This window comes from Terriglobus aquaticus (genome assembly GCF_025685415.1).
Taxonomy (GTDB): domain Bacteria; phylum Acidobacteriota; class Terriglobia; order Terriglobales; family Acidobacteriaceae; genus Terriglobus; species Terriglobus aquaticus.
This window is the reverse complement of the sequence record NZ_JAGSYB010000001.1, coordinates 1651884-1669120: the sequence shown is the minus strand read 5'-3', so window position 1 is coordinate 1669120 and position 17237 is coordinate 1651884. Positions and strand designations below refer to the sequence as shown.

The window sequence follows — 17237 nt, the reverse complement described above, 5'->3', positions numbered from 1 at the left end:
GGATCAATGCGCTTGCCCGTATGTTGCAGGATCGATCTGCTGCATGGAATACAGCATGGATGGCGCAAGAGTTTGGATGTGACTGTCCCACACGGTGCGAAGCTGGATGTACTTGCTGCCAGCATTGGTGTAATCGGACGTATCAAGACCTGCTTCCCGGAGCTGCGTAATCGCCTTCGAGGTACGTTTCTCCCAGAGCTCCCGTTGCTGCGAAGTTGGTGGCTGAGTGGGCGGCACGCCTTGGGGCAGAAAGGTTTTCTCAAGTGAAGTGAGCAACAACAGCGAGCCCTCCCAGATCTGGTCGAGTGCGCGCAACTGCTGCACAGTAGCGTTCTGATCGCTCAACGCTGACCGTATGATCGTGACCGTGTCGAGTAACACCATGGTGGCAAAGGACAGTGAGTAGTACTGTTCCGTGAACCGCATGTAGAACAGAATTGGGTAGAAGTGATGCGCCTCTTTCACCGCAGCAATGTCCGCAGCGAGCTCCCAAAGTACTGAGGTGCCGTGACTCCATTCGCCGCCTGGTGCCAACCCCGCTACCAAAACGGCCGCATCTCCGGTTCGGCAGGTTGCGAGATAGATCTTCAGAGCGAATGTGTTTCGTTGTTGCAGCTGGCTGTAGATCTGCATGAGGTAGGTCAAAGTTAGCGAGGTGACCGATAGGCCCACGACGGAGTTGAAGAGGTAGATCAAGCGATACCGGGAAACCTGCGGAGAGAAATCGCCTGCTCCGACGATCGAGATGCTACTTCCTCCTGCATAGAGCGCGCTTACAAAATCGGTGGGCGTCTTTCCGCTGCTGGTCTGGATCGCGCTTCCCAGGACCGGATGGAAGAGAAGCCCATTTCCAACCGTGAGCCCGAGTGTCCAGACAAACACCAAGAAGACAAGGATCACGGGCCCGCAGAAGGAGGCGATCCGGTCACAGTTTCTAGGGAAGATCCGACCGAGCCCGCGGAAAGCAAGCCAGACCAGCCGAGATAGGTGTGGGCTCAGAAGTCCACTGCCCATCCTCGCGTAGAGAACGGTAAGGAAAACATCCAGCAGGATCAGCAGAACGATTGCAATCCCGCTGATCTGCTGGAGCCGTACAAGCAACATAGTCACACTCCGGGGCGACCTGCCTTCAAGCCGTCTCGCGTTCCTCGTGAGCACGTTGGCTGTCCCAGTCGGTCAGCGCAACTACCCCGGCTTCCGCAAGAGAGTTGATTTCGAAGATCTTGCCGGCCGCGGTGTCCTGGAAGCCGAAGAGCAGCGGCACGGCCCAGGAGCTTGCAGCGACGACCGCGTCGATCTTGCCGTGAGTCTCAAACGACATCACCGGCTTGGCTCCGAGGCGATAGTCCGTGAGCAGCGCTTGCAGGAGGATAAAACCGCTGGTGCCAAAAGCAGCTCGCGACGCCGCTTTGTTCTGCGTTCGTGCGCAGACGATACCAACGGTGAAGAAGAAGGCCGCGTGACAGTAGTCGACGATGCCATGGGCCGTAGGACTGATGACCTTGGGGAGGGAATCAAGAGAGGACTTCCCATATGCTGATTCAGACATAGATCACTCCTTTGCGGGTAGCACTGTTAGGCTGCGGCCGATGTTTCCCACGGTTTCAGGACGATCTTCGTGCAGCGGTCCTGCTTGTCGCGGAACATGCGATAGCCTTCGGGTGCGGCGTCGATCGGCAACTTGTGACTTATGACGAAGGAGGGGTCGATCTCGCCCTTCTGAATGCGCTCCAGAAGCGGTCCCATGTAGCGCATCATGTGGGTTTGGCCCGTCTTCATGGTCAGGGCTTTGTTCATGAAGGCGCCCATCGGCAACTTGTCGACGAGACCGCCGTACACACCCGGAACTGAGACCGTGCCGCCCTTCTTGCATGCCAGGATGGCCTGACGGAGAACGATGGGACGGTCCGTCTCAATCCGCGCCATCTGCTTGGCGCGATCGTAGGCATACATCATGCCGTGTCCCGAAGCCTCCAGGCCGACCACGTCCATACATGCGTCGGGGCCGCGGTTGCCGGTCATGTCGTGCAGCGCGTCCAGGATGTTGTCCGTGTCGAAGTTCAGCGTCTCCGCTCCGGCTGCCCGAGCCATCGCCAGCCGCTCTGGAATCCGGTCGATGGCGATGACGCGTCCTGCTCCGAGCATGAAGCAACTGCGGATCGCGAACTGCGCGACAGGACCGCAGCCCCAAACCGCAACGGTGTCCCCGGGACGGATGTTGCAGTTCTCCGCGCCCATGTAGCCGGTTGGGAAGATGTCCGAGAGGAACACGACCTTCTCGTCGGGTATGTCACTCGGCAGCTTGAGTGGGCCGACGTCCGCATAGGGCACGCGCGCATATTGTGCCTGCCCGCCGCTATAGCCGCCGAGCATGTGGGTGTACCCGAAGAGACCTGACGGGCTGTAGCCCATCATCTTCTCGGCAATCCATGCGTTTGGGTTGGAGTTGTCGCAGCACGACCAGAGCTGGTCTTTGCAGGACTGGCAATTGCCGCACGCAATCGTGAATGGAACCACGACTCGGTCACCAACCTTTAGCTTGTCCTTGCTGATGCCGGGCCCTACTTCAACAATCTCGCCCATGAATTCATGGCCCATGATGTCGCCCTGTTCCATCGTCGGGATAAAGCCGTCGTAGAGGTGAAGGTCAGATCCGCAAATGCAGGTTGAAGTGATACGTACGATCGCGTCGCGCGGGTTGAGAATCTTGGGGTCGGGAACATCGTGGACCTGCATCTTTTCTTTGCCCATCCAGCAAACGGCTTTCATCACGGAGCTCCTTGTATCGATTAAGAGGGATCGGGCGCGTGCGATGAGTGACCCGCACGCCGTCAGGATTCGCTGGTGGAGCCTGCTATGCGGATTGGCCGTGCGCCTGCAGAACCTGCGGATCCGGCAGGTTGGCTTTCTCACGAAGGAGAACTTGCGCAGCTTGACCGTGGATCCCGCGCGGACCGTGTGACTGGCCGCGAGTCGTGGGGACCTCACCGGTTTCGAGCAGTTGCTTGAAGCGGCGCATATCCTCCCGCACCACGAAGTCCGGGTTCTTACCGAAAAGTGCAGCGACACCCGTGCTGAGAGGACCACCCGGCACGGCGTACTGCATGTCTACGGTCACGAACGTGCCCCGTCCTTGCGGATCGGCACGGAACTCGACTGACCCGCTCGTCTGAACGTCAGAGCCGGGGAGAGAGCGCCATGCGATGCGCTGATTGGGCGTGTCTTCGGTGATCTCCGCATTCCAGCGAATCTGACGCTGTGCCGGCCCTGACGCGACCCATTCGGAACGACGGGCATCGAGTTCACGGACGGATTGAAGGTGAACCATGAAGCGCGGCAGACCACTGAAGTTCCGCCACAACTTGTACGCCTGATCCGCGGGAGCGTTCACAAGGAACGCCACTTTGGTGTTCGAAGTGGCAGGGGAGGCCTTTGCGGCTTGGTACCCGAGCACGCCACCTACGGCGGCGAGCGCGGTCCCTGCTTTGGAACGTCTGGTGAGGCCGAATGCAACCAGCGCGGAAGCCCCAATCACAAGAGTCTTGGGGCCAAACGGGAGTTGACGGGAACTGGGGGCGGACGATTTTGAGGGCGGCATTGCGGAGTCTCCTTGCGAGTAGGTGGGTGCCCGGGTGTAGCGTGTTCGGGCGAGGGGGTTTGCAAGGGAGGGTTTCGGATTGCTGATTCCGAGTCGACGTGTCTCGGTGCGTCCGTCGCGCGGATGCACGATGGCGTCGGCCCGGCTATGAGCTTTCCGCTGTCACCAGGGCCGATGACCCTGGTTACGACCGAGAGCTTCGCTTGCTCAGCCGATTGCTACCTAGATGGCTAAGCACTTTCATCAGGTTGTCGCATAGCCGCACGACATTCCATGCCGTAAACGATTGGAAATATAGGCTATAACCAGAGCAACCCGCTCACGCCAAAAGCGCACATGGAGCAACGTCCCGGCCGGAGGGGACGTCCTCGAAATCCATCTGACCGGCATTCGCCCGCCAAAGACCCGGGCGTCTCTTCCGAGAGAGATCTTCTTCTCATCGCTGCCGATACAGTCCACATGCAACTCGGAACAACAAAGACACGCTCGTTCATCTTCGGCTCTCTGCTCGTGCTCAACTCCGCTATCCACATTCTTCAGGCGTGCCTGCAGGACCGCGTCCCAGCCTGGTAAGCCTTGCGCCCGCGACAACGCAGAGTGAGCTCTGATGGGTGCGGCGAATACCAGCGGGGATGGGGGAGTCGGATCCGCACACACCAAGGCAAAAAAATGGGCTTCGTCTCCGAAGCCCTCTTCTCCCAGGTCTGTGTTACGAACAAGACCATCTTGCTCGATTCGATAGGTAGGGAACATGCCCCACTTGGGTCACACCCAGGGTACGTTGTGCACCCGTAATCGGTAACCTGTGGCTAGTGACTAGAAAGTAATCGACAGAAGGGCCCGTTGCAGTAGGATTTTGTCCCAGCACAGACTTCGTCTTTGCTGTGCATGGTGGGTGAATGAGGGGGACCATTCACCCACCATGCACGATGCCTCCGGAGCTTCGCGGCCGTCCCAAAACGGGGCACCAGCAATCCCACTTCCAGTGCGCCAGTACACCCTCCGAACTATAGTTCGGTTCCACCAGCATCGAGTAACGTCTGCGGAATGAGCGCCGTGTCATCCTTTTCTACCTACATCTCGCACAAGCGTTTCTGCGATCGGCTGGAGCAGGCCGCGCGTAGAAAACCAACCTTTGGTGCCGATCCCATCCACAGCTTTATCGAGGCCGCGTCCAACGGCAGCGTCATTGAATGGCGCAAGTGCGAAGCTGTCGCGGAGCGCATGGAAGAACTGTCGCAGGACTGGCCCGCGATGGGCGAGTTGGCCAGGCCCGCTCGCACTCTCGCCCAGCGCCTTCGCTCGGCGGCAACCGAGGGAACGTCCTTTTGCATGCGCTAACACCACCTGTGGTGGCGGGCTGAGCGATCGCAACGTAAAGCTGTAACGCTGCTCAGCCCCTGTCATCTAAAGGCTCAGCGAGCAAGCCGAGACAATCCGCCGGATTCTCTGCAAATTCACGGATCCGTAACACGGCGCCCGAGCCGCCAGACGTACCCTCACCTCGACTCCCCCTGAGGTGAAACTTGGCTACAGCAGCTCCCGCGGTCTCCCAGCCGTCGATCCTGGACCAAAAGCTTAGCAACAACAAGCCCGCCAAGTGGGGGGTGTTCGCCTTTTCCCTGGTCCTTGTCGCCGGGGTGATCTATATCGTTTCTCGGCTCGCGATCGATCTTTCGCCCGTGCACCAGGCGTCCGTCTTTCCGTATGTGCTGCTTGGTACGGCACTCCTCATCGCGCTTGGGTTTGAGTTCGTAAACGGATTTCACGACACGGCCAACGCTGTGGCCACGGTCATCTACACCCATTCGCTGGAGCCGCACGTCGCGGTGGTCTGGTCGGGCCTCTGGAACTTCATCGGCGTCCTCACCAGCTCTGGCGCAGTGGCTTTCTCAATCGTGGCGCTCCTGCCGATTGAATTGATCCTGAAGGTGTCGCAAGGGTCAGGCTTCGCCATGGTCTTCGCCCTGCTCACCGCCGCTGTGTTGTGGAACCTGGCAACCTGGTGGCGCGGTCTGCCGGTGTCGTCCTCCCACACCATGATCGGCTCCGTGCTCGGTGTGGGTCTGGCGAACCAGTTCCTGAATGGCCGCACCGGCACCTCCGGCGTGGACTGGGAGCAGGTAATCAAGGTTTTCAAGGCGCTCATCTTCTCGCCGCTCATTGGCTTTGTTCTTGCGGCACTTCTGTTCTTTCTCTTTAAGCTGGTCGCGCGCGATCCTCGGCTCTACAAGGCGCCCGAAGGCGCAGAGCCGCCCCCGTTCTACATCCGTGCGCTGCTCATCCTTACCTGCACGGGCGTTAGCTTCGCCCACGGGTCCAACGACGGGCAGAAGGGCATGGGCCTCATCATGCTCATCCTGGTCGGCACGGTTCCCACGGCCTATGCCCTGAACCACACCGTCGACCGCGGCTCCGTTGTTCAGTTCGCCGCCACCTCTACGGCTGTGGTCGAGACGCTCCAGCACTATGCCGATCCGGCCGCGGTCGTGCAGGACCCGGATCGTGACCTGGAAGAGTTTGTCTCCTCGCACAAATACCAGCCGTCCACAGTTCCCGCCCTGCAACAGATGGTCACCGCGGTCCGCAACGAAGCCGTCAGCTACGGTTCGCTGGGCAACGTGCCGCAGAATCTGCAGGCCAACGTGCGCAACCAGATGTACCTGATCAGCGAGACCATGCGGCTGCTGCCCAAGGCCGGGTTGAAGATGAATGACTCGGAAACGCAGACGCTCGCGGCCTACAAGGGCTTCCTGGACAAGTCGACCAAATACATCCCGTCCTGGGTTAAGGTCGCGGTGGCGCTCGCTCTGGGCCTTGGCACCATGGTCGGGTGGAAGCGCATCGTCATCACCGTAGGCGAAAAGATCGGAAAGACGCACCTGACGTATGCGCAGGGCGCTTCGGCTGAACTGGTCGCCATGGTCACCATCCTGGGCGCTGACCGCTTTGGCCTGCCCGTTTCCACGACGCACGTCCTCAGTTCCGGCGTGGCGGGCACCATGGCTGCGAACGGCAGCGGCCTGCAACGGTCGACGCTCATGAGTATCGCGGCTGCCTGGGTCTTCACGCTTCCGGCAGCAGCGGTTCTCTCCGGCATATTGTTCTGGGTCTTCACCCGCTTCACCGCGAACGTCTAGAACAGACGCGCTCAGAAAGCGCGATCAAGCGATCTATCTGCGCGCCCTAAAGCTCCGCCCGGCACTTCGCCGGTGCGGAGCTATTTCTCTCTAGGACCGACAATCTGAAGCTCGCCAGCGCCTCTTGCCTGAGGGCGCACCCGCAGTGAGCCCGGGCGCATTGTTCATCCTGCAACTCTGTGTTCACGCGCCGTTCACGCGCTCTCGCAATACTCAAGCCAACCAGCACATCTGGCGAAAACAAGCACCGAAGTCTGCGATTTTGCATGCCTATTCTCACAGGGGCCATCATGAAACGACGTGCCAGTCTCACCGCCGCGCTGCTTGCGACGGCGCTGCTTTCCAACAACATCTCCGGGCAAGCCAACACGGCTGCAAAGAGCACTGCGAAGAAGCGCAGGCCCGCAACCCGCCGTAAAGTGGAGAGCTCCAGCGAGCGCCAGATTCGCGAACTTCGCGAGATGATGGCCGCGCAGCAGGGCCAGATCGATGCGCTGAAGAGCCAGTTGGCTACGCGCGATCAGCAGGTCACGGCGGCGCAGGCGTCCGCGAGCGACGCACAGACGCAGGCAGCGGCAGCCCAGGCCACCACGCAGCAGCTCTCCACGCAGTCCGCCCAGACCGCGGCAGACGTGCAGCAGGTGAAGAGCAGCGTTGCACAACTGGAGACCGAGCAGAGCACCCTGACGGAGACCGTGGTCAACAACCAGGCCGCCGTCTCCGAGCAGATCAACTCTCCCGCCGCGATCCACTACAAGGGCGTGACGATCACCCCGGTAGCCTTCTTCGCGCTAGAAGGCGTGTGGCGTCAGCGCTCCCTGAACTCTGACATCAACACTCCGTTCAACTCCATCCCGTTCCCCTCAGCGAACGAGGGCCACATCAGCGAGTTCAACTTCTCCGGCCGTCAGAGCCGGATTGGCGCCCTCGTTCAGGGCAACGCCGGGCGCTTCGCGTTGTCGGGCTATATCGAAGCTGACTTCCTCAGCTCGGGTACCACGTCCAACGACAACCAGAGCAACAGCTACACACTCCGCCAGCGCCAGTTCTGGGGCAGGGCAGACGTTGGTGGCTTTGCTGTGACCGGTGGTCAGATGTGGTCGCTCGTGACCGAAGACGGTCGCAGCACCGACGTACGGACGGAGAAGCTGCCCAACACCGTCGATCCGCAGTACATGGTGGGCTTCAGTTGGGCCCGTCAGCCGGCAATCCGCCTCCAGCAGCGCTTTGGCGACATCCGCACCGGTCAGATCACTGCCGCCATGTCGCTTGAGAACGCGCAGATCACCAACTTCACCGCGACATCCGCCACCACGGGCGCCGTTCCCACCAACTTCTACTTCGCCGGAACCGGTGCGAACGGCGGTCTGTTCAACGCCTTCAACGGCACCTACGCCAACAACGTGGCGCCCGACGTGATCGTCAAGTTCGCCCTCGACTACCCGAAGGCGCACTTCGAACTCGGTGGCCTCGCGCGCTTCATGCGTGACCGGTACTTCCCGATTCTGGGCACGACCGGCACGGGCTCCACCGCCACCTACGTCCTCTCCACCACGGCGACCAACAACACCAAGGCAGCCGGTGGCGCATTCCTCAGCGCTCGCGTCTCGCCCAGCAAGTATGTCGATCTTGCCGTGCAGATGATGGCGGGCGACGGCACGGGACGGTACGGCTCTGCTCAGCTTGCAGACGCAACCCTTCGCCCCGACGGAACGCTTGAGCCGATCCACAACTACCACGGCCTGTTCTCGCTTGAGACGCACCCGACCAAGAACCTTGACGTATATGCCTACTATGGCGGCGAGTACGCGCAGCGTACGTACTACCGTCAGACCGTCGGCGCCTTCAACGGAGCTCTTCTCGGCTACGGTGCACCCAACCTGAACAACGCCGGATGCTACGGTCTGCCGGCGAACCCAGCATCCAGCACCGGCGGTTCCGACTCGCCTGTGAACTGCAACGCACCGACGCGCTACATCCAGGAGCCCATGATTGGCTTCACCTATCGCCTGGTCAGCAGCCCCAAGTACGGTCGCCTGCAGTACCAGGCAACGTACAGCTACCTGCAGCGCAACCTTTGGTCCGGTGCGACCGGAACAACGGGGTTCCCGTCCGGTCCGCGCGCTCTGGACAACATGATCCACACGGGCATGCGCTACTACATCCCATAAACGCGCATCCTTCCGGTCAAATTCCCGCATCCCACGCAGCACACAGCATCTGGGTGGGATGCGGATGATCAACGTGATCCAACGTTTTGCACGAGAGTGGAGATCCGAATGAAATTCAAAATCGCAACTTTGGCTGCACTGGCCACCCTGTCTGTCGGAGCTGGCGCGCAGAACATTACCGGCGCCGGTGCCACCTTCCCGAATCCCATCTATTCGCGCTGGTTCAGCGAGTACAGTGGCTCCCACCCGGGCGTGAAGATCAACTACCAATCCGTCGGTTCGGGCGCGGGTATCCGCCAGGTTTCACAGAAGATCGTCGATTTCGGCGCCTCTGACGGTCCTATGACCGACCAGCAGCTCTCGGAATCCAAGGTCAAGCTTTTCCACATTCCCACGGTTCTGGGTGCAGTCGTCCCGGTGTACAACCTGCCCGGCGTCAACAAAGAACTGAACTTCTCGCCGGAAGTTCTGGCCGGCATCTACCTGGGCCAGATCAATCACTGGAACGACCCGCGCATTGCGCGTGACAACCCGGGCGTGAACCTGCCGGACCACCAGATCCTGCCGGTCTACCGGTCTGACGGTTCGGGCACCACGTACATCTTCACCGACTATCTGTCCAAGGTCAGCCCGGACTTCCAGAGCCGAATCGGCCGCGCAACCTCGGTCAAGTGGCCGGTCGGCATCGGCCAGAAGGGCAACGAGGGCGTCGCCGGCATGGTCCGCAACAGCCAGTTCTCCTTTGGCTACGTGGAATTGATCTACGCCGAGCAGAACCACATGAGCTTCGGCCAAGTGAAGAACTCGTCCGGCAAGTGGGTCAAGGCCTCCACGGACGGCGTGACTGCGGCAGCCGCTGCGGCAATCAAGACGATCCCGGCCGACTACCGCGTGTCAATCACCAACGCTCCCGGACCGAACAGCTACCCCATCGCGTCCTTCACCTGGCTGCTCATCCCCCAGCACTTCGATGACGCCAACAAGGGCAAGGTGATGGTCGACTTCCTTCGCTGGATGCTGCAGCACGGCGAATCCGAAGCGGCCAGCATGACCTATGCTCCGCTGCCCAAGCCCGTGGCCGACCGCGTCGCACAGACCATCAACCAGATCCACTAGAAACGAACGGGAGCCGCTTTCGCCAGCGGCTCCCGCTTACTATAGAGACCGTACCCAAACGGTCCGGGGTCGGGCAGTGTTCTGGTCGAGCACTGCGCATGTGGAACGGCCAACAATTGCAGCAAACTCCCATGGCAGATAACGAGACACCTCAAAACATTTCTGTTCCGCTTGTCACAGTCGCGAGGAAGCAGCCTGAGCCCCCGGTGACGCCGGTCAGCGCTGTGTCTGAGGATGCGAGCGGCATCCGCGCGTTCCTGCGCGCTCGAGGATCTGCGAACGCGGCTGATCGCGGCTTTGCAGGCCTGATGCTGCTGGGTGCTCTCAGCCTCTTTGTGATCGTGGTGCTCATTGTCTGGATCCTGATCCAGAAATCGCAGCTTTCGATCCACGCGTTCGGCTTTCATTTCTTTCGCAGCAGCAACTGGGATCCGGTCAACGGCGACTTCGGCGCACTCCCGTTCATCTTCGGAACGCTGGTGTCCTCGCTGCTCGCCCTGCTGATCGCGGTGCCACTCTCGCTCGCCGTTGCGATCTTTGTTCTCGAGATCTGTCCCATCCCGCTGCGCGGACCTATCTCGTTCCTCACGGAACTGCTGGCTGCAATTCCAAGCGTGGTCTACGGCCTCTGGGGCATCTTCGTCCTAGTGCCGCTGATCCGCGATAAGGTCGGCCCCTTCCTGGAGAAAACCCTGGGCTGGACCGGCCTCTTCGTCGAACCGAACTTCGGCGTGGGGATGTTCACCGCCGGTGTGATCCTCGCCATCATGATCTTCCCGGTCATCTCGTCCATCAGTCGCGACGTGATGCGCGCTGTACCCAATCACCAGCGCGAAGCCGCGCTCGCATTGGGCGCGACTCGCTGGGAGATGATCCGCCTCGGCGTCCTTCAGAACGCTCGTATCGGCATCGTCGGTGCCGTGATTCTCGGTCTTGGCCGCGCCCTGGGCGAAACCATGGCCGTCACCATGGTCATCGGCAACCACCCGGACATCAGCAAGAACCTGTTCAACCCGGCGCACACCCTGTCCAGCGTCATCGCGAACGAGTTCTCTGAGGCAACGGGCGATCTCTATCTCAGCGCTCTGGTCGAAATCGGCCTGGCACTCTTCATCGTGACCATCGTGGTCAACGCTGTGGCCCGGCTGCTGGTGTGGGCCGTCACTCGCGGCAACACGGCAAAGGCGGTGTAACGATGGCAACCTCTCCTTACGCTCCCAGCCTCGCCCGCAGTCGCGCACGCACCGCAAAGGACCACCTGGTCACCGCGATCTCGGTGCTCAGCACCCTTGTCGTTCTGGTGCCACTCGTCGCAATCCTGGGCTACCTCATCTACAAGGGCGCCAGCTCGCTCAATCTCGCCTTCTTTACCAAGGTGCCCGTACCCGTTGGTGAAAGCGGCGGAGGCATGGCGAACTCCATTGTCGGATCTGGCATGATCCTCCTGGTGGCCAGCCTCATGGGTATCCCGCTCGGCATTGCGGCCGGCGTCTACCTGGCGGAGTACGGCCGCGGCACTTGGCTGGGCCATGGCGTGCGCTTCACCGCCGACGTGCTGAACGGCGTGCCTTCCATCGTCATGGGGATCGTCGCGTACTCGTTGATCGTCACCAAGCAGAACCACTTCTCCGCATTCGCGGGTGGCGTCGCGCTGGCGATCATGATGGTGCCCACCGTTACGCGCACCACGGAAGAAATGCTTGCCACGGTCCCAACGGCGCTGCGTGAAGCTGCTCTTGGCCTCGGCATTCCGCAGTGGCGTACTGTGCTCTCCGTCAGCCTGCGCGCCGCGTCGCCCGGCATCATCACGGGCTGCATGCTCGCTTTTGCGCGCGTTGCCGGCGAGACCGCGCCGCTGCTGTTTACCGCCTTTGGCAATCAATTCTGGAACCTGAACTTGAATCAGCCCATGGCTGCGCTGCCGCTGCAGATCTACACATACGCAGTGTCGCCCTACGACGAGTGGCATCGTCTTGCCTGGGCGGGCGCGCTGGTGCTCATCCTGTTGATTATGGTTTCTGTCACGCTGGTCCGGCTGTTTGCCGCGCGCAACAGCCTTGCGGGAGGACGTTAGAGTGGGTGTCGATATTCGAGTGGAGCACGTCAACGCCTGGTATGGCACCACCCATACCCTCAAGGACGTAAGCCTCCACATACCAGCTAACAAGGCGACAGCGCTCATCGGTCCGTCCGGTTGCGGCAAGTCCACGTTCGTCCGCTGCCTGAACCGCATGCACGAGACCACCCCCGGCGCCCGCGTTGAAGGCACCATCAACATGGGCGACCTGAACATCTACACCGACGCTTCGCCGGTCGAAGTTCGACGTCGCGTCGGCATGGTCTTCCAGCGACCGAATCCGTTCCCGACCATGTCCATCTACGACAACGTGGCCAGCGGTCTCCGCCTGAACGGCTTCCGCAAACGTCGCGTTCTCGACGAAGTGGTCGAACGTTCGCTGAAGCAGGCCGCCCTCTGGAACGAGGTGAAGGACGATCTCCGCAAGAAGTCGGGAGCCAGCCTTTCCGGCGGTCAGCAACAGCGCCTCTGCATCGCGCGCGCCCTCGCCGTCGACCCCGAAGTTCTGCTGATGGACGAGCCCGCCAGCGCGCTCGATCCTGTCTCCACATCCAAGATTGAAGACCTGATCTTCGAACTCAAGCGCGACTACACAATCGTGATCGTCACGCACAACATGCAACAGGCTGCGCGTGTGGCCGAGCAGACCGGTTTCTTTCTCACGGGCGTCATGGTGGAGTTCGACGCAACCGAGAAGATCTTCACCAACCCATCGGACAAGCGCACCGAAGACTACATCACCGGGAGGTTCGGTTGAGCCGCATCAATTTTCAGCAGAAGCTCGGCGAGTTGAAGGAACGTCTGCTCGTCATGGCCGGCCTGGTCGAACAGGGAATCCAGCGTTCCACTGAGGCTTACCTCAGCAAAGACCTGCAGCTGTGCGAACTGGTGCTGCAGAGCGAGCCGGCAATCAATCGCATGGAGCGCGAGATCGACCGCTTCGCCCTCGACCTGCTCGCAACCGAACAGCCGCTCGCAGGCGATCTGCGCCTCGTGCTCGCCGTGATCCGCATCAAGTCTGACCTCGAGCGTGTCGGCGATCAGGCGGTCAGCATCGTCAGCCGGGTGAAGGAACTGGCGACTCTGCCATCGGCAGAAATCCCGGTTGACATTCCGCGTCTGGCCAAGGTCTCGGTCGCCATGATTCGGAACGCATTGCAGGCCTTCCTGGTCGGCGACGCCGCTCTCGCGCAGTCGGTCCTGATGGCGGATGACGAGGTGGACGACCTAAATCGTCAGACCTTCAGCACCCTTGCCACCGTTATCCAGGAACAACCTCACCTCACACCGCAGGCGTTCAACACGCTGGTGATCTCGCGCAGCCTGGAACGTGTTGGCGACCACGCCACCAACATCGCCGAGGACGTAATTTTCTGGGTCCATGGTGATGACGTGCGCCACCAGGGAAGCCCGTCCGCGTAGGTCCAACACCCGCAACTTGCCTATGTTCATGACTACGGCTTCCGGTCTTTCCGGGAGCCGTTCCCGTTGCTCACCGCTCATTCAGCAGTAACGCCGGACTTCGGCTCCCACGACGCATTGACCCGGCCTTCACAGCTCGTTCATTGCTCTGTTACAGTGGCGCGGTTCACTCAAACCTATGCGACATCTCCTCCGCCCGCTCCCTGCACTTATCTGTCTCGCGTCTGCCGCCGTCCTGTCTGCTCCGGCTGTGCACGCACAGTATGAAAACGGCAGCTTGCTCGGCACGATTCGCGATGCAAGTGGCGCGCCCGTGCCCAACGCCGATGTCACCATCGTCAACACCGCCACGGGCGTCAGCAATGCCGCAAAGACCGATTCGGTCGGCAACTACGACATCCCGCAGTTGCGCGTGGGCGTGTACACGGTTACCGCCACAGCTCCCGGCTTCTCCAGCGCCGTTGCGCAAAACATCACCGTGTCGGTCGGAAATCGTCAACGCATCGATCTAACGCTCAAGATCGGCACTGCATCCACCACGGTCGAGGTGTCGGACGTCGCCCTCCAGGTGCAGACCGAATCCAGCCAGCGCGACCAGACCATCACAAACTACCAGTCCGAAGCGCTGCCCATCGTCAACCGCAACTACAGCGATCTGCTCGGCCTGGTCACCGGCGTGCGCCAGGCACCCACCGCGGCCACCACGTCCAGCAACGGCAACAGTCTCACTCGGCAGGGCGCGTACAACGTCAACGGCCAGCGCTCGGTCTTCAACAACTTCCTGCTCGACGGCATGGACAACAACAGCTACGGCGAATCGAACCAGGGCTTTGACAACCAGATCATCGCCGTTCCGCCCGACTCCGTCGCGCAGTTCAGCGTCGTCACGAACAACGAAAGCGCGGAGTACGGTCGCAGCTCCGGCGCCACCATCAACGTCGCCACCCAGTCCGGCGGTAACCAGTTCCACGGCACCGTATACGACTTCTTTCGCAACACCGACCTGAACGCCGCCGGCTTCTTCAAGCCCGTCAGTCTCAACACGCAGACAGGCCCCATTCCGTTCCGCAAACCGAGCACCAACCGCAACCAGTTCGGCGGCAACTTCGGCGGCCCCATCTTCCGCGACAAGCTCTTCTTCTTCCTGGACTATGAAGGCCTGCGCGCCATCACCAAGCCGCTCTTCGTTCTTACCCTGCCAACGCAGAACGAACTCAACGGTGTTCTCGTTGCACCCGTTCGCAACCCGCTCACCGGAGTGACGTACACCGCCGGCACGCCCATACCGCAGAGCGCCTTCAACCCACTCTCGCTCCAGATCGTCAATGCCTTCCGCACTGCAGTCCCCGGCCTGCCGCAGAGCGGCCCCGCCTCCAGCGGCGGTGCGAACGTCAATGACTACTCCGCCCAGATCCCGTTCAAGGACTACGGCGATAAGGGCGATCTCCGCTTCGATTACGCTCCCAACGCGGCCTCCCGGTACTTCCTCCGCATCAGCGACCGCAAGGAAACCGGCACGAACTTCCCAACGATTCCTCTGCCACTTGAAGGTCAGACCGCGGGCCCGCAGCGCATCCTCGACCAGCAGATTGCTCTAGGTTACACCGGCCTCTTCGGTGCCAATCGCGTGCTCGATGTGCGCCTCGGACTTTCACGTACCAAGGCGGGCAAAACTCCGCTGAGTGCCGGAACGCCCGTCATCCCAATCCCCGGCCTGCCCACCACACCCAGCCTCGCGGGTGGCCTGCCTGCCATCGGCATCTCCGGCGGCTTCTCTGCGTTCGGTCGCCAGACGACGAACCCGCAATTCCAGAACCCCGCCCTCATTGATCCGAAGATCAACTATACCTGGGTGCGCGGCAACCACTCCCTCAAGTTCGGTTATGAGTACCTCAAGATCTGGATGGGCGTTCTCGACAACAACCCACTCTATGGTCAGTACGGATTCAGCGGCGGCTACAGTGCGGTGGGTGCCAAGGTGGCGGATAGCTACTGGGCGGACTTCCTCTTTGGCCTGTCAAATACCTACGCCTTGGCCAACTACTTCGAAGCGCATCTGCGGCAAACGCTGCACAGCGCCTACGCGCAGGACGACTGGAAGGTCTCGTCCAAGTTCACTCTGAACGCCGGCTTGCGTTGGGAGTACGGCTCGCCTTACTCGGAGAAGAACAACTACATCTCCAATTGGGATCCGACCAGCCAGACCGTGCTTACGCTTTCGCCCGGTGCCGTTGCCGGCAACGGCATCACTCCGATCACGGCGGGTGGCGTGTACGGCAAAACGCTGGTCAACCCTGACCTGAACGATTTCGCTCCGCGCATCGGTTTCGCCTACGCTGCCAGCCCCAAACTGTCCATCCGCGGCGGCTTCGGAACCAGCTTCGTGCACTACACGCGTGCCGGTTCCGGCGACATCCTCGCCATCAATGCTCCGCAGGCTCAGTTCGCGGCCGTTACCCAGGTGACACCCAGCGCCACCAACCATTGCGCCTCCGCCAACTCCGTCACGTTCAACGCCACCACCGAATCCTGCTACGTCACCATCGAACAGGGCTTCCCCTCCACGCTCGCCACCAACTTCAACAAAGCGTCTGACAACATCACGTGGGTGCCGCGCAACACGCGCGACAGCTACGTGGAGAACTACTACCTGGCCGTCCAGCGACAGCTCTTCAAAAACAGCCTAGTCGACGTCGCCTACGTCGGCAATCACGGCCTGAAACTGCAGCAGTTCCTCAACGGCAACCAGCGCAACGTGGTCGGCACTACCTTCGCCAGCAACGGCACGGCAACGCCCGTCTACTCGCGTCCGTTCGGCAACTGGCCGTCCGACATTACCGAGGCCCTCAACGAGGGATACAGCAACTACAACGCCCTGCAGGTCCGTTACGAGCAGCGCATGGTGGGCGGCCTCACCCTGCTCAACAGCTTCACCTGGTCGCGCTCGCTCGACAACGCCAGCGCCTCGCTCGAGGGCAACACGCCGTCGCCGCAAGACGCAAACAATCTTGCCGCCGAGTACGCGCAGTCGGACTACAACACGCCAGTTATCAACGTGACCAGCCTGGTGTACGAGGTGCCTTACGGCCGCGGTCGCCGCTTCGGCAACAACGCCAACCGCTTCGTGGACACCCTGCTGGGTGGCTGGCAACTCACCGGCGTCAACACCGCGCAGGGCGGCACACCGTTCAATCTCACCTACACGCCCAACGGCGCCACCGCATCCTCACTCCAGATCACGGCGAACTACCGCGGCGTCAACCTATATCGTCCGAACCGCGTGCCGGGCCAGCCGCTCACGCTTGGCCGCAGCATTCGCCAGGCCAACACCGGCTACGTGCAATACGTGAACTACGCTGCGCTTCAGTTGCCAGCCACGCAAAACGCGCAGGGCTTTTACCAGGCGCCCTTCGGCAATCTGTCCCGCAATCCCGCCCGCACGCCCGCCTTTTACCAGACGGATCTGGACGTCAACAAGCGCTTTCCCATCACGGAAGGCGTGAAGCTTGAGTTCCGCTCAGAGCTGTACAACGTCTTGAACCACACCAACCTCTACCTGCCCTCCAGCGGCCTTTCCGGGACACTGCAAAGCTTCACGGGCGGTGCTCCCACCGCAAACACAGGGACACCAACCGGCGGCGGCATCGTCAGCAGCACGTTTACGCCGCGTGTCGTGCAGTTTGCACTGAAGGTGTTGTTCTAGCAGCAGCGCT

General features: G+C 61.2%; 13 protein-coding genes. 9 read left to right on the top strand and 4 right to left on the bottom strand.

What is annotated here, in order from left to right; translation table 11 throughout:
- Nucleotides 1-3 precede the first annotated feature (3 nt).
- From OHL12_RS06820 to OHL12_RS06805, 4 genes are all read right to left on the bottom strand, one after another.
- Complete coding sequence (locus tag OHL12_RS06820) at nucleotides 4-1104, bottom strand: hypothetical protein (protein WP_263413074.1); 1101 nt, start codon at nucleotides 1102-1104, stop codon at nucleotides 4-6.
- A 25-nt stretch (nucleotides 1105-1129) separates the two neighbouring features.
- Entirely contained in the window at nucleotides 1130-1549 is a 420-nt protein-coding gene (locus tag OHL12_RS06815; protein WP_263413073.1) for a hypothetical protein, read from the bottom strand.
- Between the two features lie 26 nt (nucleotides 1550-1575).
- Nucleotides 1576-2769 carry a zinc-dependent alcohol dehydrogenase gene (locus OHL12_RS06810; RefSeq protein ID WP_263413072.1) on the bottom strand — a complete coding sequence of 398 codons (1194 nt, stop codon included), beginning with the start codon at nucleotides 2767-2769 and terminating at the stop codon, nucleotides 1576-1578.
- A gap of 85 nt (nucleotides 2770-2854) precedes the next feature.
- Nucleotides 2855-3598, bottom strand: coding sequence for an SRPBCC family protein (locus OHL12_RS06805; RefSeq protein ID WP_263413071.1), 744 nt, complete (start codon nucleotides 3596-3598; stop codon nucleotides 2855-2857).
- A 1056-nt stretch (nucleotides 3599-4654) separates the two neighbouring features.
- Between OHL12_RS06805 and OHL12_RS06800 the strand changes: the two genes are divergently transcribed.
- From OHL12_RS06800 to OHL12_RS06760, 9 genes are all read left to right on the top strand, one after another.
- Nucleotides 4655-4939 carry a hypothetical protein gene (locus OHL12_RS06800; RefSeq protein WP_263413070.1) on the top strand — a complete coding sequence of 95 codons (285 nt, stop codon included), beginning with the start codon at nucleotides 4655-4657 and terminating at the stop codon, nucleotides 4937-4939.
- Between the two features lie 185 nt (nucleotides 4940-5124).
- On the top strand, nucleotides 5125-6738 hold the full coding sequence (locus tag OHL12_RS06795) for an inorganic phosphate transporter (protein ID WP_263413069.1): 1614 nt from the start codon (nucleotides 5125-5127) through the stop codon (nucleotides 6736-6738).
- A 290-nt stretch (nucleotides 6739-7028) separates the two neighbouring features.
- The gene (locus tag OHL12_RS06790; RefSeq protein ID WP_263413068.1) at nucleotides 7029-8909 is read left to right on the top strand and encodes a hypothetical protein; all 1881 of its coding nucleotides are present in this window, start codon (nucleotides 7029-7031) and stop codon (nucleotides 8907-8909) included.
- Nucleotides 8910-9017: 108 nt separating this feature from the next.
- Entirely contained in the window at nucleotides 9018-10025 is a 1008-nt protein-coding gene (pstS, locus tag OHL12_RS06785; RefSeq protein WP_263413067.1) for a phosphate ABC transporter substrate-binding protein PstS, read from the top strand.
- A gap of 131 nt (nucleotides 10026-10156) precedes the next feature.
- Nucleotides 10157-11218, top strand: a complete 1062-nt coding sequence (pstC, locus tag OHL12_RS06780; RefSeq protein WP_263413066.1) for a phosphate ABC transporter permease subunit PstC — start codon at nucleotides 10157-10159, stop codon at nucleotides 11216-11218.
- A gap of 2 nt (nucleotides 11219-11220) precedes the next feature.
- Nucleotides 11221-12099 carry a phosphate ABC transporter permease PstA gene (gene pstA, locus OHL12_RS06775; RefSeq protein ID WP_263413065.1) on the top strand — a complete coding sequence of 293 codons (879 nt, stop codon included), beginning with the start codon at nucleotides 11221-11223 and terminating at the stop codon, nucleotides 12097-12099.
- Between the two features lies 1 nt (nucleotide 12100).
- Nucleotides 12101-12859 (top strand): phosphate ABC transporter ATP-binding protein PstB, encoded by a 759-nt coding sequence (pstB, locus tag OHL12_RS06770; RefSeq protein ID WP_263413064.1) that lies wholly within the window; start codon nucleotides 12101-12103, stop codon nucleotides 12857-12859.
- Nucleotides 12856-13524 (top strand): phosphate signaling complex protein PhoU, encoded by a 669-nt coding sequence (gene phoU, locus OHL12_RS06765; protein WP_263413063.1) that lies wholly within the window; start codon nucleotides 12856-12858, stop codon nucleotides 13522-13524. The genes pstB and phoU overlap by 4 nt, the downstream gene beginning before the upstream one ends.
- 277 nt (nucleotides 13525-13801) lie before the next feature.
- On the top strand, nucleotides 13802-17227 hold the full coding sequence (locus OHL12_RS06760) for a carboxypeptidase regulatory-like domain-containing protein (RefSeq protein ID WP_263413062.1): 3426 nt from the start codon (nucleotides 13802-13804) through the stop codon (nucleotides 17225-17227).
- Nucleotides 17228-17237 lie beyond the last annotated feature (10 nt).

Coding starts and splice junctions, on each gene's coding strand:
- OHL12_RS06815 (WP_263413073.1), bottom strand. CDS start 1,549: ATGTCTGAATCAGCATATGGGAAGTCCTCTCTTGATTCCCTCCCCAAG.
- OHL12_RS06820 (WP_263413074.1), bottom strand. CDS start 1,104: ATGTTGCTTGTACGGCTCCAGCAGATCAGCGGGATTGCAATCGTTCTG.
- pstC (WP_263413066.1), top strand. CDS start 10,157: ATGGCAGATAACGAGACACCTCAAAACATTTCTGTTCCGCTTGTCACA.
- pstS (WP_263413067.1), top strand. CDS start 9,018: ATGAAATTCAAAATCGCAACTTTGGCTGCACTGGCCACCCTGTCTGTC.
- OHL12_RS06790 (WP_263413068.1), top strand. CDS start 7,029: ATGAAACGACGTGCCAGTCTCACCGCCGCGCTGCTTGCGACGGCGCTG.
- OHL12_RS06810 (WP_263413072.1), bottom strand. CDS start 2,769: ATGAAAGCCGTTTGCTGGATGGGCAAAGAAAAGATGCAGGTCCACGAT.
- OHL12_RS06805 (WP_263413071.1), bottom strand. CDS start 3,598: ATGCCGCCCTCAAAATCGTCCGCCCCCAGTTCCCGTCAACTCCCGTTT.
- pstA (WP_263413065.1), top strand. CDS start 11,221: ATGGCAACCTCTCCTTACGCTCCCAGCCTCGCCCGCAGTCGCGCACGC.